The organism is Streptomyces sp. NPDC005151 (genome assembly GCF_053599875.1).
The window spans coordinates 160,017-184,435 of record NZ_JBSFYR010000002.1; the positions used below are offsets into that span (position 1 = coordinate 160,017).

General features: G+C 69.5%; 25 protein-coding genes and 4 pseudogenes. 19 read left to right on the plus strand and 10 right to left on the minus strand.

Annotated elements, in window-relative coordinates:
- The first annotated feature begins 4 nt into the window (after positions 1-4).
- From pafA to ACWD6R_RS02305, 12 genes and pseudogenes are all read left to right on the plus strand, one after another.
- Positions 5-1,366, plus strand: coding sequence for a Pup--protein ligase (gene pafA / locus ACWD6R_RS02250; RefSeq protein ID WP_393300360.1), 1,362 nt, complete (start codon positions 5-7; stop codon positions 1,364-1,366).
- A 126-nt stretch (positions 1,367-1,492) separates the two neighbouring features.
- Positions 1,493-2,440 carry an FKBP-type peptidyl-prolyl cis-trans isomerase gene (locus ACWD6R_RS02255; protein ID WP_451816944.1) on the plus strand — a complete coding sequence of 316 codons (948 nt, stop codon included), beginning with the start codon at positions 1,493-1,495 and terminating at the stop codon, positions 2,438-2,440.
- Positions 2,441-2,483: 43 nt separating this feature from the next.
- Positions 2,484-2,855, plus strand: a complete 372-nt coding sequence (locus ACWD6R_RS02260; protein WP_451816945.1) for an FKBP-type peptidyl-prolyl cis-trans isomerase — start codon at positions 2,484-2,486, stop codon at positions 2,853-2,855.
- A 197-nt stretch (positions 2,856-3,052) separates the two neighbouring features.
- Positions 3,053-4,006: a helix-turn-helix transcriptional regulator gene (locus ACWD6R_RS02265; protein WP_451816946.1), complete on the plus strand. Its 954-nt coding sequence runs from the start codon at positions 3,053-3,055 to the stop codon at positions 4,004-4,006.
- Between the two features lie 15 nt (positions 4,007-4,021).
- Entirely contained in the window at positions 4,022-4,978 is a 957-nt protein-coding gene (locus ACWD6R_RS02270) for a helix-turn-helix transcriptional regulator (RefSeq protein ID WP_266987641.1), read from the plus strand.
- Positions 4,979-4,996: 18 nt separating this feature from the next.
- Positions 4,997-5,275 (plus strand): hypothetical protein, encoded by a 279-nt coding sequence (locus tag ACWD6R_RS02275; RefSeq protein WP_451816947.1) that lies wholly within the window; start codon positions 4,997-4,999, stop codon positions 5,273-5,275.
- 51 nt (positions 5,276-5,326) lie between these two features.
- Positions 5,327-5,524, plus strand: coding sequence for a hypothetical protein (locus ACWD6R_RS02280; protein ID WP_037700534.1), 198 nt, complete (start codon positions 5,327-5,329; stop codon positions 5,522-5,524).
- A gap of 248 nt (positions 5,525-5,772) precedes the next feature.
- On the plus strand, positions 5,773-6,063 hold the full coding sequence (gene tatA / locus ACWD6R_RS02285) for a Sec-independent protein translocase subunit TatA (RefSeq protein WP_451816948.1): 291 nt from the start codon (positions 5,773-5,775) through the stop codon (positions 6,061-6,063).
- Positions 6,064-6,124: 61 nt separating this feature from the next.
- Complete coding sequence (gene tatC, locus ACWD6R_RS02290) at positions 6,125-7,075, plus strand: twin-arginine translocase subunit TatC (RefSeq protein ID WP_451816949.1); 951 nt, start codon at positions 6,125-6,127, stop codon at positions 7,073-7,075.
- A gap of 18 nt (positions 7,076-7,093) precedes the next feature.
- Complete coding sequence (locus tag ACWD6R_RS02295; protein ID WP_451816950.1) at positions 7,094-7,984, plus strand: diacylglycerol kinase; 891 nt, start codon at positions 7,094-7,096, stop codon at positions 7,982-7,984.
- Positions 7,985-8,034: 50 nt separating this feature from the next.
- Positions 8,035-10,869 carry a DEAD/DEAH box helicase gene (locus ACWD6R_RS02300; RefSeq protein WP_451816951.1) on the plus strand — a complete coding sequence of 945 codons (2,835 nt, stop codon included), beginning with the start codon at positions 8,035-8,037 and terminating at the stop codon, positions 10,867-10,869.
- A gap of 135 nt (positions 10,870-11,004) precedes the next feature.
- Positions 11,005-11,115 (plus strand): annotated as a pseudogene (locus tag ACWD6R_RS02305) (TetR family transcriptional regulator); the annotation flags it as partial.
- Positions 11,116-11,245: 130 nt separating this feature from the next.
- On the opposite strand, the gene ACWD6R_RS02310 reads toward ACWD6R_RS02305, so the two are convergent.
- Both ACWD6R_RS02310 and ACWD6R_RS02315 read right to left on the minus strand, forming a co-directional pair.
- The gene (locus ACWD6R_RS02310) at positions 11,246-11,683 is read right to left on the minus strand and encodes an SPW repeat protein (protein WP_451816952.1); all 438 of its coding nucleotides are present in this window, start codon (positions 11,681-11,683) and stop codon (positions 11,246-11,248) included.
- 188 nt (positions 11,684-11,871) lie between these two features.
- Positions 11,872-12,960: pseudogene (locus tag ACWD6R_RS02315) on the minus strand (molybdopterin-dependent oxidoreductase); the annotation flags it as partial.
- A gap of 186 nt (positions 12,961-13,146) precedes the next feature.
- Between ACWD6R_RS02315 and ACWD6R_RS02320 the strand changes: the two are divergent.
- A pseudogene (locus ACWD6R_RS02320) lies at positions 13,147-13,248 on the plus strand (DUF1295 domain-containing protein); the annotation flags it as partial.
- A gap of 38 nt (positions 13,249-13,286) precedes the next feature.
- Here the strand turns inward: ACWD6R_RS02320 and ACWD6R_RS02325 are convergent.
- From ACWD6R_RS02325 to ACWD6R_RS02335, 3 genes are read right to left on the minus strand one after another with little or no spacing between them, the layout of a single operon-like run.
- Positions 13,287-14,651 carry a cryptochrome/photolyase family protein gene (locus ACWD6R_RS02325; protein ID WP_451816953.1) on the minus strand — a complete coding sequence of 455 codons (1,365 nt, stop codon included), beginning with the start codon at positions 14,649-14,651 and terminating at the stop codon, positions 13,287-13,289.
- A 13-nt stretch (positions 14,652-14,664) separates the two neighbouring features.
- Positions 14,665-15,420 (minus strand): anti-sigma factor, encoded by a 756-nt coding sequence (locus ACWD6R_RS02330; protein WP_451816954.1) that lies wholly within the window; start codon positions 15,418-15,420, stop codon positions 14,665-14,667.
- Positions 15,421-15,434: 14 nt separating this feature from the next.
- Positions 15,435-16,019 (minus strand): sigma-70 family RNA polymerase sigma factor, encoded by a 585-nt coding sequence (locus ACWD6R_RS02335; protein WP_451816955.1) that lies wholly within the window; start codon positions 16,017-16,019, stop codon positions 15,435-15,437.
- 206 nt (positions 16,020-16,225) lie between these two features.
- Here ACWD6R_RS02335 and ACWD6R_RS02340 point away from each other — a divergent pair, with 206 nt between their 5' ends.
- From ACWD6R_RS02340 to ACWD6R_RS02350, 3 genes are all read left to right on the plus strand, one after another.
- Positions 16,226-16,888 carry a PadR family transcriptional regulator gene (locus tag ACWD6R_RS02340; protein ID WP_451816956.1) on the plus strand — a complete coding sequence of 221 codons (663 nt, stop codon included), beginning with the start codon at positions 16,226-16,228 and terminating at the stop codon, positions 16,886-16,888.
- 202 nt (positions 16,889-17,090) lie between these two features.
- The gene (locus tag ACWD6R_RS02345) at positions 17,091-18,104 is read left to right on the plus strand and encodes an ATP-binding cassette domain-containing protein (RefSeq protein WP_451816957.1); all 1,014 of its coding nucleotides are present in this window, start codon (positions 17,091-17,093) and stop codon (positions 18,102-18,104) included.
- Entirely contained in the window at positions 18,101-18,880 is a 780-nt protein-coding gene (locus tag ACWD6R_RS02350; protein WP_451816958.1) for an ABC transporter permease, read from the plus strand. Before ACWD6R_RS02345 ends, ACWD6R_RS02350 begins: the two co-directional genes overlap by 4 nt.
- A 20-nt stretch (positions 18,881-18,900) precedes the next feature.
- Here the strand turns inward: ACWD6R_RS02350 and ACWD6R_RS02355 are convergent.
- Positions 18,901-19,372 (minus strand): annotated as a pseudogene (locus ACWD6R_RS02355) (ABA4-like family protein).
- A gap of 90 nt (positions 19,373-19,462) precedes the next feature.
- Between ACWD6R_RS02355 and ACWD6R_RS02360 the strand changes: the two are divergent.
- Positions 19,463-20,116 (plus strand): MerR family transcriptional regulator, encoded by a 654-nt coding sequence (locus tag ACWD6R_RS02360; RefSeq protein ID WP_451816959.1) that lies wholly within the window; start codon positions 19,463-19,465, stop codon positions 20,114-20,116.
- A gap of 174 nt (positions 20,117-20,290) precedes the next feature.
- On the opposite strand, the gene ACWD6R_RS02365 is transcribed toward ACWD6R_RS02360, so the two are convergent.
- Genes ACWD6R_RS02365 through ACWD6R_RS02375 form a run of 3 tightly spaced genes read right to left on the minus strand, consistent with a single transcriptional unit; the run spans position 20,291 to position 22,279 of the window.
- Positions 20,291-21,133: a siderophore-interacting protein gene (locus ACWD6R_RS02365; protein WP_451816960.1), complete on the minus strand. Its 843-nt coding sequence runs from the start codon at positions 21,131-21,133 to the stop codon at positions 20,291-20,293.
- A 46-nt stretch (positions 21,134-21,179) separates the two neighbouring features.
- Positions 21,180-22,112 (minus strand): 5'-3' exonuclease, encoded by a 933-nt coding sequence (locus ACWD6R_RS02370; RefSeq protein ID WP_451816961.1) that lies wholly within the window; start codon positions 22,110-22,112, stop codon positions 21,180-21,182.
- Positions 22,109-22,279 (minus strand): hypothetical protein, encoded by a 171-nt coding sequence (locus ACWD6R_RS02375; RefSeq protein WP_451816962.1) that lies wholly within the window; start codon positions 22,277-22,279, stop codon positions 22,109-22,111. Before ACWD6R_RS02375 ends, ACWD6R_RS02370 begins: the two co-directional genes overlap by 4 nt.
- A 45-nt stretch (positions 22,280-22,324) precedes the next feature.
- Between ACWD6R_RS02375 and ACWD6R_RS02380 the strand changes: the two genes are divergently transcribed.
- Together ACWD6R_RS02380 and ACWD6R_RS02385 are read left to right on the plus strand one after the other, a co-directional pair.
- Complete coding sequence (locus ACWD6R_RS02380) at positions 22,325-22,657, plus strand: polymorphic toxin type 28 domain-containing protein (RefSeq protein ID WP_451816963.1); 333 nt, start codon at positions 22,325-22,327, stop codon at positions 22,655-22,657.
- The gene (locus ACWD6R_RS02385) at positions 22,650-23,045 is read left to right on the plus strand and encodes a hypothetical protein (protein WP_451817068.1); all 396 of its coding nucleotides are present in this window, start codon (positions 22,650-22,652) and stop codon (positions 23,043-23,045) included. The genes ACWD6R_RS02380 and ACWD6R_RS02385 overlap by 8 nt, the downstream gene beginning before the upstream one ends.
- On the opposite strand, the gene ACWD6R_RS02390 is transcribed toward ACWD6R_RS02385, so the two are convergent.
- Positions 22,964-24,391 (minus strand): recombinase family protein, encoded by a 1,428-nt coding sequence (locus ACWD6R_RS02390; protein WP_451816964.1) that lies wholly within the window; start codon positions 24,389-24,391, stop codon positions 22,964-22,966. The two genes, ACWD6R_RS02385 and ACWD6R_RS02390, sit on opposite strands and share 82 nt — an antisense overlap.
- Positions 24,392-24,419: the final 28 nt, after the last annotated feature.

A 24,419-nucleotide genomic window follows, 5' to 3' on the forward strand; every position in this document is an offset into this window, starting at 1 on the left:
AGTCATGGACCGCCGCATTTTCGGGCTGGAGAACGAGTACGGCGTCACGTGCACGTTCAGGGGACAGCGCCGACTGTCTCCTGACGAAGTGGCGCGCTACCTCTTCCGCCGTGTCGTGTCATGGGGCCGCAGCAGCAATGTCTTTCTGCGGAACGGCGCCCGCCTCTACCTCGACGTGGGATCGCATCCGGAATATGCAACCCCCGAATGCGACAATCTGACCGAGCTGGTCACCCACGACAAGGCCGGCGAGCGCATTCTCGAAGGCCTGCTTGTCGACGCCGAACGCCGCCTGCACGAGGAGGGAATCGCGGGCGACGTCTATCTCTTCAAGAACAACACCGATTCGGCGGGAAACTCCTACGGGTGCCACGAGAACTACCTCGTGGCGCGGCACGGAGAATTCTCCCGGCTCGCGGACATCCTCATTCCCTTCCTCGTCACGAGGCAGCTGATCTGTGGTGCGGGCAAGGTGCTGCAGACCCCGCGCGGCGCGGTCTACTGCGTCAGCCAGCGTGCCGAGCACATCTGGGAGGGCGTCAGCTCCGCGACGACGCGCTCCCGTCCGATCATCAACACCCGTGACGAACCGCACGCGGACGCGGAGCGGTACCGCCGCCTCCATGTCATCGTCGGTGACTCCAACATGTCCGAGACGACGATGCTGCTCAAGGTCGGCGCGACGGACCTGGTGCTCCGCATGATCGAAGCGGGCACGGTGATGCGTGATCTGACGCTGGAGAACCCGATCCGGGCGATCCGTGAGGTCAGCCACGACATCACGGGGCAGCGCAAGGTGCGCCTCGCCAGCGGCCGCGAGGCGTCCGCCATCGAGGTGCAGCGGGAGTACTACGAGAAGGCCGTGGACTTTGTCGACCGCCGTGGCATCCGCACCGGCACCGTCGAACAGGTCCTGGAGCTGTGGGGCCGTACGCTCGACGCGGTCGAGGCCGAGGACCTCGACCGGATCGGGACCGAGATCGACTGGGTGATGAAGTACAAGCTCATCGAGCGGTACCGGGCCAAGCACAACATGACGATGTCGCATCCGCGGGTCGCCCAGATAGACCTCGCCTACCACGACATCCACCGGCGCCGCGGGCTGTACTACCTGCTGGAGCGGAAGGGGCAGGCCGCCCGTATCTGCAACGACCTGAAGATCTTCGAGGGCAAGTCCGTGCCCCCGCAGACCACCCGGGCGCGGCTGCGCGGTGACTTCATCCGAAGGGCCCAGGAGCAGCGGCGGGACTTCACCGTCGACTGGGTCCACCTCAAGCTCAACGACCAGGCGCAGCGCACGGTGTTGTGCAAGGACCCGTTCCGTTCCGTGGACGATCGAGTGGAGAAGCTGATCGCGGGTATGTGACCGGGCGCAGGACGCGCCTCGGCTCTTGTGCGACTCGGGCCCCGTACGTTCATCGTGCGGGGCCCTGTGTACGCCCTAGAGTGTCGGGGACCCAATCAACTGTGTCGTCTGAGATCTGAGGAACCAGTGCGCCGACTTGCCGGCCTTCTCGTTGTCCCCCTGCTGCTGTTGACAGCGGCGTGCGGCGGCAACGGCAAGGGATCCGCCTCCGCTTCAGCCTCCGCCTCGAATAACGCATTTCCCGCGATCACCGCGGGTGCGAAGTTCGGTGAGAAGCCCACCCTGTCCAAAGGAGAGGGCGATCCTCCCAAGGATCTGAAGACGCGTGTCGTCAGTGAGGGAAAGGGCGCGACGCTGAAGAACGGCGACGCGATCCAGGTCAACTACCTGGGGCAGGCGTGGGACTCCACGAAGCCGTTCGACAACAGTTTCGACCGTAAGCAGCCGTTCGATCTGACCCTCGGTGCCGGCATGGTCATCAAGGGCTGGGACCAGGGGCTCCTCGGGAAGAAGGTCGGCAGCCGCGTCCAGCTCGTCATTCCGCCGGACCTCGGTTACGGCGCGCAGGGCCAGGGCGACATCAAGCCGAACGCCACCCTCGTCTTCGTCGTGGACATCCTGAAGGCGACGCACATCCCGGCGTCGGCCCAGGGCACCGCGGTCGCCCAGGACAACATCGACCTGCCGAAGGTGGGCACCAACACCGACGGCAAGGCTCCGACGGTCAAGATCCCGGAGAAGACCGACCCGCCGACGAAGCTGGTCTCCAACTACATCCTGGAGTCCAAGGGTGAGGTCATCAAGGAGACCGACAGCGTCGTCGTGAACTACGTGGGCCTGCTGTGGAAGGACGGAAAGACGTTCGACAGCACGTACGCCACGGGCAAGACCCAGACCTTCCCGCTGGCCCAGGTGACCCTCAAGGGTCTGAAGAACGGACTGATCGGCAAGAAGGTCGGCAGCCGTGTCCTGCTGGTCATCCCGCCGGACCAGGCCTTCGGCGACAAGGCTCAGCAGTCCATCCCCGCCAATTCCACGCTGGTCTTCGCCGTGGACCTGCTGGCAAAGATGTAAGACTGTCCCGGTTGCCCAGTTATTCATGTGGAGGAGCAGTTCAGTGAGCATCGAGAAGCCCGAGATCGACTTCCCGGGCGGCGAGCCGCCGGCCGACCTGGAGATCAAGGACATCTGGGAGGGAGACGGTGCGGTCGCCAAGGCCGGCGACATGGTCAAGGTCCACTACGTGGGCGTGGCCTTCTCCACCGGCGAGGAGTTCGACGCCTCGTGGAACCACGGCACCCCGCTGCAGTTCCAGCTCGGTGTCGGTCAGGTCATCTCCGGCTGGGACAAGGGCGTGCAGGGCATGAAGGTCGGCGGCCGTCGCCAGCTGACCATCCCCGCGCACCTCGCGTACGGTGACCGCGGCGCCGGCGGCCGTATCGCCCCCGGCGAGACGCTGATCTTCGTCTGCGACCTGATCGCCGTCTGATCCGTCCCGCGGACACATCACGAGGGCCCGTGCTGGACTGCACGGGCCCTCGTTCCGTGGAGCGTGGGCTCCAGGAGGGTGCTGAAGATCTTGGCCGCTCTCGCGCGCCGAGATCTTCAGCACCCTCCTCGCTTTTGTCCGGACACTCCGGAGCGGTACGGTCGAGGGTCGTAGAGCATGTGAGAGAAAGGGCGCCGATGGCGATTGCCAAGGCCGAGCGGCTGATGAACCTGGCGCTGTGCCTGCTGGGGACCCGGCGCCCGCTCAGCAAGCGCGAGCTGCGAGGTTCCATCGAGGCCTATCTGGAAGCGGGCTCCGACGACGCCTTCAACCGGATGTTCGAGCGGGACAAGGACGATCTGCGCGAGCTCGGTCTGGTCATCGAGACCGTGGAGAACCTGGACGGCGACATCGGCTATCTGGCCCGCCGGGACAGCAACCGGCTGCCGCCGATCACGCTGGACGCCGAGGAGGCCGCGGCGCTCGGCCTCGCGGCAAAGGTGTGGCAGCAGGCCCGGCTCGCGGGCGCGGCCAGTGGCGCGCTGCAGAAGCTTCGGGCCGCCGGGATGCCGGAGGCCGAGGACGCGTACGAGGTGCACAGCGCCCTCGAACCCCGTATCCCGGTCCATGAGGCAGCGTTCGAGCCGTTGATGCTGGCGTGCCGGGACCGCCGTCCGGTCACCTTCGACTACCGCAAGGCCAACGCCGCCCGCCCGGAGCAGCGCCAGGTCGAGCCCTGGACGCTCGAGTGCTGGCGCGGTCACTGGTATCTGGCCGGCTGGGACCGGGACCGTCGTGCCGAGCGGGTGTTCCGCCTCTCCCGGATCACCGGCCGGGTCCGTTCGCGGGCCGGGGTCTTCACCGCCGAGGTGCCCGACGTGGTGACCGTCCGGGAGACCGTCGAGAGCTGGGCGGGGGAGACGGCGACCCGGACCGCGCTGATCCGGTTGCGGTCCGGCTCCGGATACCCGCTGCGCTCGCGGGCGATATCGGTGCGGGAACTCGGCGACGGCTGGGAAGAGTTGGAGATTCCGTACGGACACGGTCTCGACGCCTGGCTCGTCGAGTTCGGCCCGGACGTCGTCGTGCAGGAACCCGCGGATCTGCGGGCCGATGTGTTGGACCGGCTGCGCGCCGTGGCCAAGGACTGAGGAGGGACCGTATTCATGGCGACGAACGCGATCGACCAGACGCGCCGGATGCTGTCCCTCGTGACGTATCTGAGGGAGCGCCCCGGCGCCCATGTGCAGGACGTGGCCCGGGCATTCGGGATCACCGAGGACGAGCTGATCTCGGACCTCGACGTCCTGCCCATGTGCGGGACGAGCTTCCGGGGCGGCGATCTGCTGGACATCGACACTGACGGCGACCGGATCTGGTGGCACAACCCGGACGACGTGGCGGAGCCGCTGCGGCTCGCGGCGGACGAGGCGACGGCCCTGCTGGTCGCGGCGCGCGCCGTGGCGACGCTGCCGGGGCTGCGGGAGAGCGACCGGCAGGCACTGCTGCGGGCCACCGCCAAGCTGGAGACGGCGGCCGGTGAGGTCGGGGCGGCGAGCTCCCGGCTCTCGGTCACCTTCGAGTCCGAGGGCGGCGTCTTCGCCGATGTCGACCGGGCGATCTCGGAGCGGCGCCGGCTCTGGCTGCGGTACTACTCACCCGCGCGCGACGAGCTCACCGAGCGCGAGGTGGACCCGATCCGGCTGTTCGCCGTGGGGCATACGTACATGGAGGCCTGGTGCAGGTCCTCCGAGGACCGGCGTACGTTCCGGCTCGACCGGGTCGCCGAGATCCGGTTGCTGGACGAGCCGTCCGCACCGCCGGAGCTGGAACTGCGGGACCTGTCCGAGGGGCTGGTGCAGCCGGCGGCCGAGGACCCCGAGGTGGTGATCGAGGTCGGGCCCGGCGGCCGGTGGGTCGCCGAGTACTACCCGCACGACAGCGCGGAGGAACTGGCCGACGGCGGACTGCGGATCACCTTGCGCACGCCCGATCCGGCGTCGCTGCGCAGGCTTGCGCTGCGGCTCGGCGGGGAAGGGCGCATCGTCGCCCCACCGGAGCTGGCGCAGAGTGCGCAGCAGGCGGCGCGGGCGGCGCTCGCCGCCTACGACGGCCCTGCCTGAACGGATACCTGAGGAGATATGAGCAATATGTCTGTGATGTCGGGTATCTCAACTATGGTGGTACCGGAGTCCGTACGGTTCAAGGCGGCCTGCCCGGACTGCCGCGGGCGCTTCGAGCTCGCGGCGGGTGCCCTGCGCCTCGCCATCGGCTCCAGCCGTCGCACCACGTTCTACTCGTTCACCTGCCCCGAGTGCGGCGCCGCCGTCCGTAAGCCCGCCGGGGAGCGGATAGTGGAACTCCTCACGGGTGGGGGCGTGCGGACGCTGCGCCTCCACACCAGCCTTCAGAACTCCTGACACACGGACACCCGGTTCCTGCGACACCTAGACAACATCGAGGCTCTGCGCATGTTCTGGCCCATGCTCGCCATCGCCCTGGGATTCCTCGGGATTGCCGTCCTCGGCGTACTGGCCATCAAGGTGTTCGTCGAGGCCCAGCGCCTGGGGCGGCAGGTGACCCATACCACTCGGCGCATCAACCGGGCGGCCGAGGATCTCGAACGGGCCGCAACCGATCTCGCCGCCACCGGCGAGGCGTTGCGCTGACACGGACGAGGGAGCTGCGCGCCGGACCGGTCGGTCGGGGCGGGCGGGGCCTCCTGTTTCTCAGGTTCGGAGGGTACGCTGCTGGTGGCGGCCCTGAGAGCGAGGCGTGGGCCGTAATCGCAAGGATGCCTGGGTATTGCCCTGCGTTTACTTCTGCGGGATACGATCGCTGACAGTACGAAGATCGGGCGTCTGTCCGACGCTCGATCAGCCCCACCCCTGCTGCCTCGGTGAGAAGGTACACGCATATGTTCGGAAGGCTCGGCGCTCCCGAGATCATCCTGATCCTCGTCGTCATTGTTCTGCTGTTCGGCGCGAAGAAGCTTCCTGACATGGCTCGCTCGCTCGGCAAGTCGGCCCGCATCCTCAAGAGCGAGGCCAAGGCGATGAAGTCCGAGGGTGCCGCGACGGCCACCCCCGCGGACCCGCCGAACGATGCCTCCCAGGACCAGGCCGCCCCGCGCACCATCAAGGCCGCGCCCGGCGATGTGACGAGCTCGCGTCCGGTTGCCGAGCCGACCGACTCGACCAAGCGCTGACAACCGGGCCGACGCAGGCGCCGTGATGGTGACGGCCTGCTGCACGAGATGAGGACGTGGGTTGCTCAAGTCTGCCCGCAAGCAGGAGACGGACCCAGAGGGCCGCATGCCCCTGGTGGAGCACTTGCGTGAGCTGCGTAACCGGCTGGCGAAGGCTCTGCTGGCGATCGTCGTCGTCACGATCGTCGCCGCGTTCTTCTACAAGGGGATCATCGAGTTCTTCACCGACCCGGTGCTGAAGGCGGTCGGTTGTCAGTCGAGCTTCGCCGAACTCTCGAAGCAGGAGGACGGCACCTGTGCGCGCATCGTCCTGAACGGTCTGCTGACGCCGTTCACCCTTGCGCTCAAGGTCTCCCTCATGGCGGGTGTCGTCCTTTCGTCACCGATCTGGCTCTACCAGCTGTGGGCGTTCATCGCCCCCGGTCTGCACAAGCACGAGAAGAAGTACTCGCTCGCCTTCGTCGGCGCGGGCTTCCCGCTCTTCCTCGCCGGTGGCTTCTTCGCGTACAAGACGCTGCCCACGATGGCCAAGGTCCTGCTGGACTTCTCGCCGGCCGGCCTGGACAACCAGCTGCCGCTCGATGACCTGCTGGACCTGATCACGCGCATGGTGGTGGTCTTCGGACTCTCCTTCGAGCTGCCCCTGCTGCTCGTCATGCTGAACCTCGGCGGGGTCATCACCGGCAAGCGGATGCTCGGCTGGTGGCGCGGGATGATCATGGGAATCACGGTCTTCGCCGCCCTGGCCACGCCCAGTACGGACCCGCTCACCATGCTGGCCCTCGCCGGGCCGATCTGGGTCCTGTACTTCTGTGCCACGGCGCTCTCGCTCCTCAACGACCGCCGCAAGGCACGGCGCGCGGCGGAGGGACCTGCCGATGACGAGGCGTCGGAGCTGGACCTGACCCCCGAGGACATCGGTGAGATCGAATCGGTGTCGACGGCGGGGTCGCTGCCCGCACAAGCGGGGCCGGACCGTGACCGGGTGAACGGTTACGACGACATCACCTGACCTTGTAAGGTCCCCCGGGTGACCAGCGAGATCACCCTTTTCGTCAATCCCACCGCAGGACGCGGCCGGGGCGCGCACGCCGCGCAGCCGGCCGCTTCCGCGTTGCGGGCCGCAGGATTCTCCGTGCGCACGGTGCTGGGCGAGGACGCCGACGACGCGCTGCGGCGGGCCCGTGAGGCCGTCGCGGGCGGGACCGGTGCGCTGATAGCCGTGGGCGGGGACGGCATGATGTCCCTCGCCCTCCAGACCGTCGCCGGGACCATGACACCGCTCGGCGTCGTCGCCGTCGGCACCGGCAACGACTTCGCCCGCGCCCTCGGCCTGCCGATACGGGACCCGGCCGCCGCCGGACGGCTCGCAGCCGAGGCGCTCAAGGGCGGCAGCATCCGCGAGATCGACCTCGGCAGGGTCGGGGAGCGATGGTTCGGGTCGGTGCTCGCCTCCGGCTTCGACTCCCGGGTCAACGACCGGGGCAACCGGATGCGCTGGGCCGGCGGGCGGTTCAAGTACGACCTTGCGATCCTCGCCGAACTCGCCGCGTTCAGACCGATCCCGTACCGCATCAGGCTCGACGGCGGACCGGTCCAGGAGATCGAGGCGACGCTCATCGCCGTGGGCAACGGGTCCACGTACGGCGGTGGGATGCGGATCTGTGCGGACGCCGTCATGGACGACGGGCTCTTCGACGTGACCGTCGTCGGGGACTGCAGCCGCACCACCCTGCTCAAGGTGTTCCCCCGCGTCTACAAGGGCACGCACCTCGGCCATCCCCAGGTCACCGTGCACCGGGCCTCGTCGATCGAGCTGGTCGCGGCCGGTGTCACCGCGTATGCGGACGGTGAACCGCTCGGCGCCCTGCCGCTCACCGCGACCTGTGTGCCGGGCGCGGCCAGGGTTCTTGCACAGTGAATTAAAGATCGCGCTGACTGTCAGAGGTGACGGGTAGGCTCGTAACCAAGATGACAGAGGACCTCTCACCAGCTGAGCGATACCAGACTTTCCGGATCCGCGCCGCCGAGCAGGCCACGGCACTCGCGCCCTTCCGCGAGTTGTACGAGTTCGGTCTGGACCCGTTCCAGATCGATGCATGCAAGGCCCTGGAGGCGGGTAAAGGGGTGCTGGTCGCGGCCCCGACCGGGTCGGGCAAGACGATCGTCGGCGAGTTCGCCGTGCATCTCGCGCTGCGCCAGGGCCGCAAGTGCTTCTACACCACACCCATCAAGGCCCTGTCCAACCAGAAGTTCACCGATCTGGTGAAGCGCTACGGCGCGGACAAGGTCGGCCTGTTGACCGGCGACAACAGTGTCAACGGGGACGCACCCGTGGTCGTCATGACCACCGAAGTGCTGCGGAACATGCTGTACGCGGGCTCCCAGGCGCTCCGCGGCCTCGGCTATGTGGTGATGGACGAGGTGCACTACCTCTCCGACCGCTTCCGTGGCGCGGTGTGGGAAGAAGTGATCATTCATCTGCCCGATTCGGTGACCCTGGTGTCGCTGTCGGCGACCGTGTCCAATGCCGAGGAGTTCGGCGACTGGCTGGACACCGTCCGCGGTGACACCGAAGTCATCGTCTCCGAGAACCGGCCCGTGCCGCTCTGGCAGCACGTCCTGGCCGGCCGCCGGATGTACGACCTCTTCGAGGAAGAGACCGACCACGGCGGCCGCGGCGTCGGCCGCCGCGAGGTCAGCCCCGACCTCGTCCGGCTCGCCCGCATGGAGAACCAGCGCGGATACAACCCGCGCGAGCGCCGCCGCGGAAAGATGGTGCGGGAGGCCGACCGCGAGCGCGAGCGGCGCCAGCGCAGCCGGATCTGGACCCCGTCCAGGCCCGAGGTCATCGACCGGCTGGACGCCGAAGGCCTGTTGCCCGCCATCACGTTCATCTTCAGCCGGGCCGGCTGCGAGGCCGCCGTGCAGCAGTGTCTCCAGGCCGGACTGCGGCTCAACGACGACAGCAAGCGCCGCCTGGTGCGGGAGATCGTCGAGGAGCGGACCGCGTCCATCCCTCCCGAGGATCTCCATGTCCTCGGCTACTACGAGTGGCTCGAAGGTCTGGAGCGCGGCATCGCCGCGCACCACGCGGGCATGCTGCCGACCTTCAAGGAGGTCGTCGAGGAACTGTTCGTACGCGGGCTCGTCAAGGCGGTCTTCGCAACGGAGACCCTCGCCCTCGGCATCAACATGCCCGCGCGATCAGTGGTGTTGGAGAAGCTCGTCAAGTGGAACGGCGAGCAGCACGCCGACATCACCCCGGGCGAGTACACCCAGCTGACCGGGCGTGCCGGGCGGCGGGGGATCGACATCGAGGGCCATGCGGTGGTGCTGTGGCAGCGCGGCATGGACCCTGGAGCGCTGGCCGGACTCGCGGGTACGCGTACGTATCCGCTGCGGTCCAGCTTCCGGCCCTCGTACAACATGGCCGTGAACCTGGTGCAGCAGTTCGGGCGGCACCGGTCGCGCGAGCTGCTGGAGACCTCGTTCGCCCAGTTCCAGGCCGACCGCTCGGTCGTCGGGATCTCCCGGCAGGTACAGAGGAACGAGGAGGGTCTCGAGGGCTACCGCGAGGGCATGACCTGTCACCTCGGCGACTTCGAGGAGTACGCACGGCTGCGCCGTGACCTCAAGGACCGGGAGACGGAGCTCGCCAAGCACGGCGCGTCACAGCGGCGGGCCGCCGCAGCGGCGTCGTTGGAGAAGCTGAAGCCGGGCGACGTCATCCATGTCCCGACCGGGAAGTTCGCCGGGCTGGCCCTGGTGCTGGACCCGGGGCTGCCCGCCGGGCGGGCCAACACGCATCGCGGGCTCGAATACCAGGACGGGCCGCGGCCGTTGGTGCTCACCGCCGAGCGGCAGGTCAAGCGGCTCGCCTCCATCGACTTCCCCGTGCCGGTCGAGGCGGTGGAGCGGATGCGGGTGCCGAAGTCGTTCAACCCGCGGTCGCCGCAGTCGAGGCGCGATCTGGCGTCGGCCCTGCGGACCAAGGCAGGGCACATCGTGCCGGAGCGGCACCGCAGGGGGCGGGCCGAGGCCGCGGACGACCAGCAGATCGCCCGCTACCGGGCCGAGTTGCGGGCCCACCCGTGCCATGGGTGCAACGAGCGCGAGGACCATGCGCGGTGGGCGGAGCGCTACCACCGGCTGCAGCGGGACACGAAGCAGCTGGAGCGGCGGATCGAGGGGCGGACGAACACGATCGCCCGCACCTTCGACCGGATCGTGGCGCTCCTCACCGAGCTCGACTATCTGCGGGGCAATGAAGTCACCGAGCACGGGCGGCGATTGGCCCGGCTCTACGGCGAACTGGACCTGCTGGCCAGCGAGTGCCTGCGGGCAGGGGTCTGGGAAGGGCTGAACCCGGCGGAACTCGCCGCGTGTGTGTCGGCGCTGGTGTACGAGGCGCGGCAGGCGGACGACGCCGTGGCGCCGAAGCTGCCGGCCGGCCCGGCGAAGACGGCGATGGCCGAGATTGTCCGTATCTGGGGACGACTCGATGCCCTGGAGGAGGACTTCAAGATCAACCAGGCGGAGGGGGTCGGGCAGCGGGAACCCGATCTCGGATTTGCCTGGGCCGTCTACACGTGGGCGTCGGGGCGGACGCTGGACGAGGTGCTGCGCGAGGCGGAGATGCCCGCGGGGGACTTCGTACGGTGGTGCAAGCAGGTCATCGATGTGCTGGGGCAGATCGCGGCCGCGGCGCCGCCGGGCGCGGGCGCCGGGTCCGTGGCGCGCACTGCACGCAAGGCAACGGATGCGGTGCTCCGGGGGGTTGTGGCGTACAGCTCGGTGGGGTGACGGGGTGTGCGCTGCCGGTTCGGTCGGCCGGGCCTTGGGTGGGGCGCCTGCGGCGGTCCTGCCCGAGCCCGCCCCTTCCCGCTGTACCTGATGTGCGGCTCCGCCGCGGGGCGGGGCTCTGCCCCGGGCCCCGGACTCGAAGGCGTGATCCTGGTGCGCCGCTCCGGGCCGGAACGGCCGGTGGCCGCGTTCGCGGAGGCGGCGGCGGATGCGGCGCTGCGGATCGTGGGCGCGGAGCGCGCGTAGCCCGCGCACGGTTGCTGGTGGACGCGCACCCCGCGGACCCTCCCGGACATGCCTCGGCCGGTCCGCTGGGTGCGGACCGGCCGGAAGCTCACGCTCCTTCGTCGTTCGGGGACCGCCAGGGGGGCACCCCCTAGGTCCGATTGCTCTTCGCCGCCGCTCCGGCGCAGGCCAGCCCCAGCAGTACGGCCAGACCGCCGATGATGACGTTGTTGAGGATGACGCCCATGTCGGGGCTGCTGCCGACGACCCACGGCGAGACGATCATCCAGATGCCCATGGCGCAGATGGCCCAGCTCAGGCCGTACATCCGGTCCGGCATTGCTGTGAACCCGAGTCCCAGTACCGCGATCGCGATGCCCATGATCAGGTTGTGCTGCACGAGGGTGGGCTGGCTTGCCGTGAAGTGAAGTACCCAGGGCGAGACGGCGCAGTAGAGGCCGACGAGGAACACCGGTCCGTCCACGAGCGCCACATCGCGACCGCCGAGCATGCGGGAATAGCGCTCCCGCATTTCGGAAACATCCGGGTGACTGGTGATGTCAGCGCGGGTGTGTGAGACGTTGGACATGAGAGTCGTCTCCTTCGATCCTGCAGGCCCGACCGCGGTGTGAGGGGGGTGTGCCGTAGGCGCCTGCTCCACCATTCTGCGCTTATCTCGGCCTTATGCGTACATTTCGGACCACGTGGATCCTATGATTCCCGGGCGTCCAGGCGCCGGGCCAGGGCCGCCAGCTCGGGTGTGCGCAGGACCCGGTCCCCGTACCCCGGCAGCGGGACGTGCAGGGGCTCCGTCCAGCGTGGCGGGATCGCGCCCATGCCGTACACCGCCCCGGTCAGGGCGCCGATGACCGTCTCGACCGGCGTGCCGATCGTCATGCCGTCGACGGAACGCGCCACGATCTGGTCGGCGGGCCCGCCCTGCGACGGCGGCTCCACTCCGGCCTCGCGCAAGAGATCGGCCAGCCGCACACCGATCCACCGGGCATTGCCGACGTACGGGCCGCCGACCTCGTTGGAGACACACGCCAGGGTGATGTCGCGCTCGATGATCTCCCGCCCCAGCAGGTCCTGGAAGCTGACCGTGAGCGGGCGGGCGACCCCCTTGCCGTGGATCCACAGCCGCCACGAATCGGCGTCGATGCGGGGCACGACCAGGGCGGTGTCCACCCGGTAGAAGCTCTTGTTCGGGGTGATGAACGAGCTCAGGCCCCGGATCCGCAGATCCGCCCCGGGCGGTACGGCGGGCGCCGGTGACTCGGGGACCGGGAGGACCAGATCGTGCCGTGAGGCGGTGGCCCCGGCCTGCACGGAGGACGTCAGCCGCCGTCCCAGGAACCCCGCACCGGCCGAGGCCGCCGCCGCAGCGGTCGCCGCGATCACGAAACCGCGCCGGTCGAAGGCGCCGTCCCCCTGCCCGTCCCTCTCTCCAGCCGCTGGAGAGGGACGGAGCACCGGGCCGAGCCGTCCGACCAGGAGATGCAGCACCCCTGCGGCCAGTACGGCACCCACCACCGAGGGCAGGGCATCGGCGGGGCTGCCTTCCGGCCGTCCCACCGCCGCCACTGCCCCGACCACGCCGAAGACCAGAACGGCCGCCGAGCCGATCAGCCGGTGCCGCAGCGCCAGCAGCCCGACCGCCACGGCGGAAACCGCCAGCAGCGCCAGGATGCCCAGTTCGAGCACCAGCTTGTCGGCCGTGCCGAAGTGCCGTACGGCGAAGTCCTTCACGGCGGGGGGAGTGCGGTCGATGACCGCCCCGCCCACCGCCGCGACCGGACCCGCCTCCGGACGTACGACAGCCGAGACCAGTTCGGCCACGGCCAGGGCGCAGAACCCGGCGATCAGACCGCTGAGCCCGCCGAGACCGGCACGTGCCCAGCGGGACCGCCGGGACCCGGAGGACCCGTGCTCCTGCACGTTGTTCTGTTCCTCGTTCACATCCGGTGTTCGTCGCCGGACGCCCGGCGGATTGGTCCGTCACCCGATCGGATGAGAGGCGGTCATCGACCGATCCGTCTCGGCCCCGGCCGCGAATCAGCGCTGCTGGAACGGCATATGGCCGGGCGGCCCGGCCATGCCGACTACACCGACCGGACCAGCGGGTTCTTCCCACGGCCGCCGAGGAAGCGCTGAGCATCCGGGAGCCGGGAGCCGGCAGCCGTGGTCAGCTGTCAGCCGACGCCGCGCGCCCGTTCGAAGCGGGCGCGGGCCTCGGCCAGATCCACCACCGGGTCCGGATAGGCGAGCCGGGCACGGTCCGGGCCGGTGAGCTTCCACGGCTCGTGCACCGCAGCGCCGTCCAGGCCCGCAAGTTCCGGCACCCACCGCCGTACGTACGCGCCCCGTGGATCGAACCGCTTGCCCTGGATCAGCGGATTGAGTACACGGTTGGGGCGGGTGTCCGTACCGGTGCCCGCCACCCACTGCCAGTTGAGCTGATTGTTCGCCAGGTCCCCGTCGACCAGCAGATCCAGGAAGTGCCGGGCGCCGACGCGCCAGTCCACGTACAGCGTCTTGGTGAGGAAACTCGCGACCAGCATCCGGCCCCGGTTGTGCATCCAGCCCTCGTGCGCCAGCTGTCGCATCGCCGCGTCGACCAGCGGATAGCCGGTGAGCCCGGCACGCCACGCCTCGATCTCGTCGGGGTCGGACCGCCACCGGTCGCCGCGCGGACGGTAGTCGGCCCATGCGGCGTCCGGCCGGGCGGCGAGAACCTGGTGGTGGAAGTCCCGCCAGGCCAGCTGCCGTACGAACGCGTCGGCGCCCGGTCCGCCCTTCTCCCGTGCCCGGTGCACCAGTTCGGCTGCGGAGAGGCAGCCGAAGTGCAGAAACGGCGACAGCCGGGATGTCGCGTCCCCGGCGAGGTCGTCGTGGCCGGTCGCGTAGTCGGCCATCGGGCCGTGCAGCCAGGAGGCCAGCAGCCTGCGCCCTGCCGTCTCGCCGCCCTCGGTAACTCCCGTGGAGACGCCCGTCACCTCCGCTCGTGTCGGCAGCGGTGCGGACGTCGCCGTGTCCGGCACCCGTACCGTCCGCGGCCCGGTCAGTGTGCCCCGTACCCCCGCCGCCTCCCAACGGCGGAAGTAGGGCGTGAACACCGCGAAATGGTCACGGCCCGCCGGGACGACCAGGCCAGGGGCGAGCGCGGTGACCACCGCGTCATGGACGTGCAGGGCGCAGCCGACAGCCCCGAGAGCCGTACGCAGGCGCTCCTCGCGTTCCCTCGCGTACCCGCTCACCCCGGCCGCGATGTGCAGGCTCTCCGCACCCGTCTGCGCGACCATGGCGCAGGCCCCGGCCACCACATCGGTGCTGCGGACGACCAGCCGGCCGCCGCGGCGGCGCAGCCCCGCGTCGAGATCGACGAGGCAGTCGGCGAGGAACGCCCGCCGGTTCGGCGCGTCGAAACCGGTCCGGCGGATGCCGTCGTCCTGGACGAAGAGGGGGACGACGGCATCCGCGTCGCGCACCGCGGCGTGCAGAACGGGGTTGTCGTGCAGCCGCAGATCGGAGGTGAACAGCGCCACCGAGACGGTCATGGCAGGGAGCCCCTCATACGGTCGGGAAGGTCAGCAGTGCCAGTGGAGCGGACGTCGGCCGCACGGAGCCGCCGGCCGGCTCGACGGTGATTCCTATGCCCGACGCGCCGTCGACCGGCCCGTCCAGCAGTACCGTGTTGCTCGTCGCCGCCCGGTTCATCAGTCCCGCGGACCGCATGGTCCCGTGGTCGTCGAACCACAGCTGGTACACCTTGCCGTTGGGCGGCGTCTCCATCCCCGAGGCCACGAACACGGCCCGGTTCTCGCTGCGGGAGACCACGACCGTGCCCTTGGCCCCGCCCGTCAGCGCGCTGGACTTCGCCTTCGCGTCCGGCGCCGCGAGAACCTGCGCCACCTGCTCGCTCTGCTGCTGAGCCCGGTGTGCCTCCTGCTCTGCGTCCCGGGCGACCTGGTTCTGCCACACCGCGATCCCGCCGAACCCGGCAGCGGCGAGCAGAGACGCGGCGAGCGCGAAATCCGTCCAGCGGCCGGTCCGCTGGACGGAGACGGCCGAGCGGGTGCGCCGGCCGCGGGACGGGGATTCCTGCCGTACGGTCGTGATCTCTCGCAGCACCCGGTCGCGCAGTTCACGCGGCGGGGCCGCGGACACCGCGAGCCCGAGCCGGGTGGCGGTCTCGGACAGTTCCCGCACCTCCACGGCGCAGGCCTCGCAGTCGCCGAGATGGCGTTCGAACTCCCCGCGCTCCGCGTCCGGCAGCGCGTGCATGGCGTAGGCGCCGGTCAGCGTGTGCAGTTCGGCCCCGCTCATACGATCCACCTTGCTCATGCGCTCACCCCGAGGCAGTCGCGCAGCCGGATCAGTCCGTCGCGCAGTCGTGTCTTGATCGTCCCGAGCGGTACGGAGAGGAGTTCCGCCACTTCGCGGTAGGTCAGGCCGCGGTAGTAGGCGAGCGTGACGGACTGCCGTTGCAGCTCGGACAGGGACCGCATGCAGCGACGCACCTGCTCCCGCTCCAGCCGGCTCTCGACCTGCTCGGTGACCGCGTCGAACTCCGGCGTACGGTCAAGCAGCGCCGCCCGGTGCTCCCGGGCCGTCGTCGCCTCGACGGAGCGCACCCGGTCCACCGCCCGGTGATGGGCCAGCGTCAGCACCCAGTTCATGGCGCTGCCGAGGGAAGCCTGGAAGCGGGGGGCGGTCCGCCACACTTCCACCAGCACCTCCTGCGCCACCTCCTCCGACTGCGCGGGGTCGCGCAGCACACTCCGTACGAGACCGAGGACCGGACCGCAGACCGCGTCGTACACCTTGGCGAACGCAGCCTGGTCGCCGCGGCCGACCAGGCTCAGGAGTTCCTGGAGATCGGGCCCCGCCGATGGTGCTCCGCTGATGTGCACGGCTTGTTTCACGCGGGCTTCCTCCCAGGTTGCGCATCGGGTTCATGAGGTGGTTCGGAGCCGACGGCAGCGCGGACTGGTCAGCGCGTGAAATCTTTCCACGCCACCGCGAATTCGCGATACATCGTGGTTGACGCGTAAGGGTGCTCGCGATATGTTCGTGTACGAGTATTCGATGACGAAGTGATGATCTGACCAAGTGAAGGGCGGTGGGGGCGGTGGCCAAGCGGCGCAAACTCAGCAATCCTCTGGCGCTCACGGTGATGGTGCTGCTCGCCGAGCGGTCCATGCATCCGTACGAGATCGCCCAGACGCTTCGTCGACGCGGCAAGGAACACAGCGTCAAGATTAATTTCGGCTCGTTGTACACCGTGGTCCAGAACCTGGAGAAGCACGGGTATGTCGAGGTGGCCGGCGTGCAGCGCCAGGGCAACCGCCCCGAGCGCACGCTCTACGGCATCACCGAGGCGGGGCGTGCCGAGATGGTCGACTGGCTCTCCGATCTGCTCGCCGTTCCGGCCGCCGAGTACCCCGTCTTCGAGACCGCGCTCTCGCTGCTGCCGGTGCTGCCTCCGGAGGATGTCGCGGAGCTGCTGGAAACCCGGGAGGCGGCGCTGGCGGTCCAGTCAGCGGCGATACGGGGCATCCTCGGCCAACTGACGGAGAAGCTGCCCCGGGTCTTCGTGGTGGAGACCGAATACCAGCTCCACATGATCGATGCCCAGCTGGAGTGGATCAAGAAATTCCGTAGCGAGCTTCTCGACTCCACGATCAGTGGCATCGAGGAGTGGAAGTCCTTCCACGAGACCGGCGAGGTTCCGCAGGACTGGCAGGACCTGGACGAACAGGAGATCGTCCTCGATCCCGAGCGGAAGGCGTAGCGCCAAGCGGTACCGAAGAAAGAGAAAGACCCCGGCAGGAGCTGTTGGAGCAGCGCCCGCCAGGGTCTCGAACCCCGGACCGGCCATGCCGTGAGGGCGAGCCAGGCGATCGAGGTGCGGCACACCCAGGATAGCCCGGCTCCCGTCACGCGGATCGGTTCGGCATGCCCGAACACCCCGCTGACCACAGGAGAGCTCCGTCATGAGCACCCGTGCGCCCGCAGTAGAGGCGCGACAACTGATCAAGACCTATCCCGGCGATGTCACCGCACTGAACGGCATGGATCTCACCGTCGGTGCCGGCACGGTCTTCGGACTCCTCGGCCCCAACGGCGCCGGGAAGTCCACCACCGTCAAGATCCTCACCACCCTCGCCCGCCCCGACTCCGGCGCCGCGAGCGTCGCCGGACACGACGTGCTGCGCCACCCCGACCGGGTCCGCCGCGCGATCGGCGTCGTCGCCCAGAAGTCCGGCGCCGACCCGGTCGCCACCGGCCGGGAGAACCTGCTGCTGCAGGGCAGGCTGTACGGGATGCGGGGCGCCGCGGTCCAGCGCCGCGCCGATGAACTGCTGGACCGCTTCGACCTCGCCGACGCGGGGAAGCGGCAGGTCAAGGGGTACTCCGGCGGAATGCAGCGGCGCCTGGACGTGGCGCTCGGCCTGGTCCACCGCCCCGAGGTGCTGTTCCTGGACGAGCCCACCACCGGACTCGACCCCGAGGCACGTACGGCCATGTGGGACGAGATCGCCCGGCTGGCCGGCGACGAGGGCCTGACCATCGTGCTCACCACGCACTACCTGGAGGAGGCCGACCGGCTCGCCGAACGCATCGCGATCGTCGACCGCGGCCGGATCGTCGTCGAGGGCACCCCCGACGAACTCAAGGGCGAACTCCGCGGCGACGCCGTCCACATGGAGCTGCGCACCGACGCGGACCGTGCGGCGGTCACCGCCGCGCTCACCGGACTGCCCGGGGTGTACGAGGTACTGGCCGAGGGCCGACGGGTCAGCGTCCGCGCCGAGGACGGCGCCGCCGCCGTCCCCGTACTGCTTGGCGCCCTGGACCGGGCCGGCGCCACGGTGGCCGCCGCCACCGTCGCCCGCCCCTCTCTCGACGACGTTTATCTGCGCTACGCCGGACGCCGCTTCTCCGAGGCCGAGGCCGCAGACGCCCAGCAGATCCCCGCCACGGTCGCCGCAGGAGGTACCCGATGAGCAGTCCCGGCATCGCCCAGACCTGGTACATGACCCAGCGTCAGCTCATGGCGATCATCAGACAGCCGGTATTCCTGGCGATCTCCCTGGTCCAGCCGGTGATCTGGCTGTTCCTGTTCGGCAACCTCTTCAAGAAGGTCGTCGAGCTCGGCGGCTTCGGCACCACGTCCTATCTGGACTACCTGATCCCCGGCATTGTCGTGATGAGCGCCCTCGGATCGAGCATGTGGGCCGGAATGGGCACCCTGGAGGAGATCGAGCGGGGCACGCTCAACCGCTTCCTGACCACCCCGGTCAGCCGGAACGCGCTGATGAACGCCAACGTCGTGCAGAACGGCATCAGTACCGCCGTCCAGTCGGTCATCATCGTGCTGCTCGGCTGGGCCGCCGGTGCGACGTACCCGGGTGGTGCGGGCGGGCTGCTGATCCTGCTCGTCGCCTCGATCCTGCTCGGTACGGTCTTCGGTGCGCTCTCCAACGCGCTGGGGATGCTGGTCCGCCGGCGTGAGTCGATCATCGGTATCAACACGTTCCTGCTGCTGCCGCTGACCTTTCTCTCGTCCTCGTTCATGGCGCCGAGCCAGATGCCGTCCTGGATGCGTCAGATCGCCGACTTCAACCCGGTCAACTGGGCGATGGTGGCGGGCCGCTCGGCACTGACCGCCGATCCCGACCGGTGGCTGGTGCTCAGCCGCGGGGGAGCACTGCTCGTCCTCGCGGTGGTGGCGGTCTGGCTGTCGACCCGCACCTTCCGCTCCTACCAGAAGTCCGTCTGACGGCGCGTGCGGCCGCGGGGTCAGGAGAGCGCCGCGTCGTGGAACCGGCCCGGGAAGGTCTCCCCGGCCCGGCTCTTCGGCTTCCGGACCGCACGCAGCACCAGAAAGACCAGCAGGCCGAACGGCGACAGCAGAATAGTCAGCACCAGCAGAGGGCTCATCACCAGCGCGGGGACACCCAGCCGACGGCCCTCCAGGAACATCCACTGGCCGAGCAGCAGATCCCACGCGATGACCTGCGCCCAGATCGCCCCCGCCCCGTTCGCCAGCACGGTCAGGTCGCGGAACGTTGTCGATGTCGGGGCTGCGCACGGCAGTCCACAGTTCGGGGAAGACCGGCACGGCCATCATCAGATACACGGCCAGCACCGGCAGGACGGTCAGAGGGGACGCCGCGAGGCGCGCGGTGGGCCGCCAGTGCGGCGCCAGGATCATGAGCAGCCAGAAGGGCGCTGCCAGCCAGAACGAGACCTCGAAGAGTGCACCGGTCATGCCGTGAGCTCCTTCTCGACGGAATCCGTGGTGCGGAATACGGGAATCATGGGGTGCGGGGTTGGCAAGGACGGAAGGGGAGAACGCAGCGTGCGCGTCAGCGAGTTGAGCCGCAGGTCCGGAGTTTCGGTGACGACGATCAAGTTCTACGTACGGGAAGGGCTCCTGCCCCCGGGGGAGTTGACCAGCCCGAACCAGGCGTCCTACGACTCCGGGCACGAGCGCCGGCTGAAGCTGATCCGTGCCCTTCTGGACGTGGGCGGACTCTCGCTCTCCGCGATCAGTGACGTACTCCGGGCGATCGACGACCCCGTGCAGCCGGTGCGCGAGGTGCTGGGCGTGGCGGCGAAGCGGATCACGGCACTGGAGGGCAACGAGCCCGGGCCCGAACTGGACGACGCCCGCGAAGAGGTGGCCGAGCTGCTGGAGCGGCGCGGCTGGCGGGTGGAGGCGCGAAGTCCGGCCGGTGAGGCCCTGGCCGGCGTGCTGGCCGCGCTGCGGCGGGTCGGGCACGGAGGCTTCTGCGAGCTGCTCGACGACTACGCGAGCGCCGCGGAACCGGTCGCCCGGGCCGACCTCGACTACGTGGGACGGCGGGTGGCGCGCGAGGACCTGGTGGAGAGCGTGGTCGTCGGCACAGTGCTGGGCGAGGCGATGTTCAGCGCGCTGCGCCGGCTCGCGCACGTGGACGCGTCGGCCAGGGCGTACGGCGACGAACAGGGGGAGCGGGTCGGGGGCGGGTGAGAGGGACACATCCGACCCGTGGGCGCCCGGGTCACTGTCCGCCGGCACCGCCGCTTCGTATACGGACGACCCCGTCGCGTGCACACCGCCGCCGCACGCCGACGCCCCGGTCACCGTCCAGGGCGGACGGTGACCGGGGCGTGAAAATGCACCACAGGTGCCCGGCCGGGCGGCCTACGCCGCGCTCTCCTGCTCCCGCTCCACCTGCTGGTTCCACTCGCGCTTCACCGAGCGCCACGCGTCGTCGTTCTGGCCGAGGCGCCAGTAACCGGAGATCGACAGCTGCGGCAGCGGGATCTGCCGGTCAAGCCGCAGATGGCGGCGGATCTCCTTCACGAAGCCCGCCTCGCCGTGCACGAACGCCTGCACCCGGCCCACCGGGAACTCCAGGGACTTCACGGCCGCGGTCAGCGCGTCGCCGACCGGGCGGTCGCCACGGTGCAGCCAGGTCAGCTCGACCCCGTCGGCCGTCACGATCTTCTGCTCCTCGGACGCGTCCGCCACCTCGATGTAGGCGTGCGCCACCGCACCCACGGGCATCTGCTCCAGAGCCGCCGCGATCGCCGGCAGGGCGCTCTCGTCACCGGCCAGCAGGTGCCAGTCCGCCGACGCGTCGGGTCCGTAACCGCCGCCGGGACCCAGGAAGGTCACCGGGTCACCCGGAGACGCGCGGAGCGCCCACGGGCCCGCCAGGCCCTCGTCGCCATGGACCACGAAGTCGATCGCCAGCTCCCGGGCGACCGGGTCCCAGGAACGCACCGTGTAGGTACGGGTGGTCGGCCACAGCTCGCGCGGATACTCCTCGCGGATCCGGGCCATGTCGAAAGGGTGCGCGTAGTCGGCGCCCTCGGGCGCGAAGCACAGCTTGACGTAGTGGTCGGTGAACCCGGACAGCGCGAAGCCGGCCAGACCGTCACCGCCGAGCACCACCCGCACCATGTGCGGGGTGATCCGCTCGGTGCGCAGGACCTGGGCCCCCTGCGCCGTGGGTGCCTGCCGCGCCGGTCGTTCTGCCACGAGGTTCTCCCTGCTCCAAATGCTTAGGCTTGCCTAAGTTAGCACCTCAGGTCTGGAGCGTGGAGAGCAGCCGCTGCAGGGCACCGCCCAGTCCCCACTGGTCGGCCAGTGCCTCGAGGGCGGCGGGATCACGCGGCTCGGTGGGCAGCGCGGGATCGAACTCGGGCAGCGGTACGTCACCGGCGACCCGGACCACTGTCGGCGCGACGGCCACGTAGTCCCGCGCCTCGTCGAGCCGCTTGCGCTGCGAAGGTGTCAGCCTGGACGCCGGATCGTCCACCGCGGCCATGATCCCGGCCAGGTCGCCGAAGGTGTCTAGCAGTTTCGCCGCTGTCTTCTCGCCGATGCCGGGGACCCCCGGCAGCCCGTCGCTCGGGTCGCCGCGCAGCAGCGCCAGATCGACATAGCCAGAGCCGTCCACCCCGTACTTCTCGCGCAGCCACGCCTCGTCCGTGAGCTGGAGCGACCCGACACCCTTCAGCGGGTAGAGCACCCGCACCCCGCGGGCGTCGTCGACGAGCTGGTAGAGGTCCCGGTCGCCGGTGACGATGTCCACCGGGCCCGTGGCGAGGCCGGTGAGCGTACCGATCACGTCGTCCGCCTCGTACCCCGCGACACCGACCCGGGCGATGCCGAGCGCGTCGAGCACGTCCTCAATGATCGGGACCTGCGGGGCCAGCGTGTCGGGGGTCTCCTCCTCGTCGGGGAGTCCCTCGGCGGTCTCCACGGCGACGCGGTGTGCCTTGTACGACGGGATCAGCTCCACCCGCCAGTGTGGCCGCCAGTCCGCGTCCATGCAGGCCACCAGCTCGTCCGGCCGGTGGTCCTGGACGAGCCGCCCGATGAAGTCGAGCAGTCCGCGCACGGCGTTGACCGGCGTGCCGTCCGGCGCGCGCACCGAGTCGGGCACGCCGAAGTAGGCGCGGTAATAGAGGGATGAGGTGTCTAGCAAAAGGCACTTCTTGGGCCTGGTCGTCATGGCATCAGCATGCCTGTAGGACGGCCGAGAACGGGAAACGCCCTCACCACATCGAGCAGGGGCGTGTAGGCGCGGCCAGCGGTCAGCCGGACGATCGCGATCCCGTTCCGGCCGACGAACCGGCGGCGGCCCTGGTGCGGCTCGGCGACCGCCGGGTTCTGCAACACATCGACCACCTCGGTAGCGCCCTGGGAGGAGCTCTCGGCGAGGAAGTGGCTGGAGCCACAGACGGCGAAGCCCCCGCCGGGCGCTGGCCAGACGGGGGCAGCGGCCTCGGAGCGGTCGGCTTCATTCTGCTCGCGGGCGACGCAGCCAAGCAACTCGACAACATAGCCGACGCGATCAAGCTCGCGTACAAGATCGCCTCCTCGCCGTTCTCCGCCAAGCTGGACCGGGTCTCCGAGCATCTGCAGATGAAGGACCTCACCGCGGCTGCGCGGGAACTGAAGGGAGAGGTGGTCGCGCGGAAGGCGGACGGTACCCCGGTGGGATCATGCCCACGAGGTTCGGGACGCCCAGAACTGCCTGCTCAACACGATCGGTGACATCAACAAGAAGCTGGCCCATCCCAAGACGGGTGGTGCCGAGCGGGACCTTCTCGTCGCTGGCATCGAGGATGCGCTGGTCGGGGACCTTGGGGGTTTTGCCTTCGGCGACGGCAGCGCGAATGTCGACTTCGGCCTTGGCGATGGCCTGTTGCGCTTCGAAGGCTTTGCCCTCGGCGGCAGCGATCGCTTCGTTCGCGGCGTCCAGGTCGGCGAGGGCCTTGCGGACGTCCGCCGGGAAAACGACGAGGACGCCGCCCCGGGGCCATCGCCCCGGAACGCCGCCCCGCTGCCGTCAGTCGGCCGTCAGTTGCGCCAGTGGATATCGACGCGTTCGGGGTCGATGCCACGCCGCCCCCGAACGCCCGGCTTGACCACGATGTGCTGAAGCGCGGACGACAGCAGGTCGCGTCGTCCGTCGGTGTCGCGCTGCTCCCACGCTTCCGCGAAGGTCATACCGAGGCTCACGTAGTCGACCTCAGGTTCGTCAGGCATGGCCAGCAGCTCACGGCGCTTGGCCTTGAGCTTGCGAAGGTCTGACATGAGCTCAGCCTCGCGCTCGTCGTCGTCCACGTCCGCGAGTTCCGCCGTGGTCGACTTGATGGCCGCTTCGGTCGCGGCGAGTTCGGCGACCTCGCGCACCGTCTCGTGGGCTTCGACGACTTCGAGTTTGCCCACCGTCGCCAGGAAAGTGCGCTCCACGTGCTCCTCGATCCGCTCGGCGACGATGGAGGTTGCCCGTACGCAGCCGGTACCGTCCGAACGGCCGTGGCAGGCGTACCGGGTCACCGGGTTGTGGCCGCCGGTCTTGTTGACCCGCATGGAGCCACCACACGAAGAGCACCGCAGTAGGCCCGACAGTAGCCGGGCACGCCGCTTGCGTTGCCCGCCCGGTGTTTTCGTCGGCGCGAGCAGTGCGCGGAGCCGCAGCACGTCCTCTTCGGGGAGTATCGGCTCCCACACCTGGACCGGCTGGCCGTCGGCGTCGGTGACGACCTTCCCCTTGTGCGTCATGTGGCCGAGCGTCGCCGCCTGCGTGAGGACGATGCGCAGCGACGTCATCGACCACGCCTTGGCCTTGCGCGGGACCGAGCCGACTGCGTTGAGCACATTGGTCGCGTAGTAGACAGACTTGCCGTTCAGCACCAGGTCGGCGGCCTTGCGGACGTACGCGGCTTCGACCGGGGCGACTTCAAGGGCCTTTCCGGCGCCGTCGGGGTTGTCGACGATGCGGTATCCGTACGGTGCCGAGCCTCCCGGCCATCGCTGGGCTTTCACCAGTGCGGCGCGGGCGGCGGTGACGCGGTCGCGGATGGTGGCCGCTTCGAACTCGGCGAACACGCCGAGCAACTGGAGCAGCATGCGACCGGCTGACGTCGTCATGTCGAACGGTTCCGTAGCGGAAACCAGCGACACACCGGCCTTCGCCCACTCCTCGGTGAGTGACGCAAGGTCGGACACGGAGCGCGCCACGCGGTCAATGCGCCAGACCATGACCGTGTCGACGCGACCAGCGGCGACGGCTTCGCGGACCCGGGCAAGGCCGGGGCGGTCGAGGCGGGTCTTGGTGGCCGATACGTCGACGTCCTCGATGATGTCGGCGAGGGCCCATCCTCGTGCGTGGCACGTAGCCTGGATGACTTCTCGCTGGCGCTCGATGGACGTGCTCTCGTCCGTGGCCTTGGAGATCCGGGCGTACCCGATGACTCGCCTCGGCACATGCGCTGCTGTCATGCGGGTGATGGTAACCCGCGGCGACGTG

What these genes read in the sequence shown, in the direction of transcription:
- pafA (WP_393300360.1), top strand. Translation starts at nt 5, where the DNA reads ATGGACCGCCGCATTTTCGGGCTGGAGAACGAGTACGGCGTCACGTGC.
- ACWD6R_RS02265 (WP_451816946.1), top strand. Translation starts at nt 3,053, where the DNA reads ATGGCGATTGCCAAGGCCGAGCGGCTGATGAACCTGGCGCTGTGCCTG.
- ACWD6R_RS02270 (WP_266987641.1), top strand. Translation starts at nt 4,022, where the DNA reads ATGGCGACGAACGCGATCGACCAGACGCGCCGGATGCTGTCCCTCGTG.
- ACWD6R_RS02275 (WP_451816947.1), top strand. Translation starts at nt 4,997, where the DNA reads ATGAGCAATATGTCTGTGATGTCGGGTATCTCAACTATGGTGGTACCG.
- ACWD6R_RS02280 (WP_037700534.1), top strand. Translation starts at nt 5,327, where the DNA reads ATGTTCTGGCCCATGCTCGCCATCGCCCTGGGATTCCTCGGGATTGCC.
- tatA (WP_451816948.1), top strand. Translation starts at nt 5,773, where the DNA reads ATGTTCGGAAGGCTCGGCGCTCCCGAGATCATCCTGATCCTCGTCGTC.
- ACWD6R_RS02300 (WP_451816951.1), top strand. Translation starts at nt 8,035, where the DNA reads ATGACAGAGGACCTCTCACCAGCTGAGCGATACCAGACTTTCCGGATC.
- ACWD6R_RS02310 (WP_451816952.1), bottom strand. Translation starts at nt 11,683, where the DNA reads ATGTCCAACGTCTCACACACCCGCGCTGACATCACCAGTCACCCGGAT.
- ACWD6R_RS02325 (WP_451816953.1), bottom strand. Translation starts at nt 14,651, where the DNA reads ATGACCGTCTCGGTGGCGCTGTTCACCTCCGATCTGCGGCTGCACGAC.
- ACWD6R_RS02330 (WP_451816954.1), bottom strand. Translation starts at nt 15,420, where the DNA reads ATGAGCGGGGCCGAACTGCACACGCTGACCGGCGCCTACGCCATGCAC.
- ACWD6R_RS02345 (WP_451816957.1), top strand. Translation starts at nt 17,091, where the DNA reads ATGAGCACCCGTGCGCCCGCAGTAGAGGCGCGACAACTGATCAAGACC.
- ACWD6R_RS02350 (WP_451816958.1), top strand. Translation starts at nt 18,101, where the DNA reads ATGAGCAGTCCCGGCATCGCCCAGACCTGGTACATGACCCAGCGTCAG.
- ACWD6R_RS02370 (WP_451816961.1), bottom strand. Translation starts at nt 22,112, where the DNA reads ATGACGACCAGGCCCAAGAAGTGCCTTTTGCTAGACACCTCATCCCTC.
- ACWD6R_RS02390 (WP_451816964.1), bottom strand. Translation starts at nt 24,391, where the DNA reads ATGACAGCAGCGCATGTGCCGAGGCGAGTCATCGGGTACGCCCGGATC.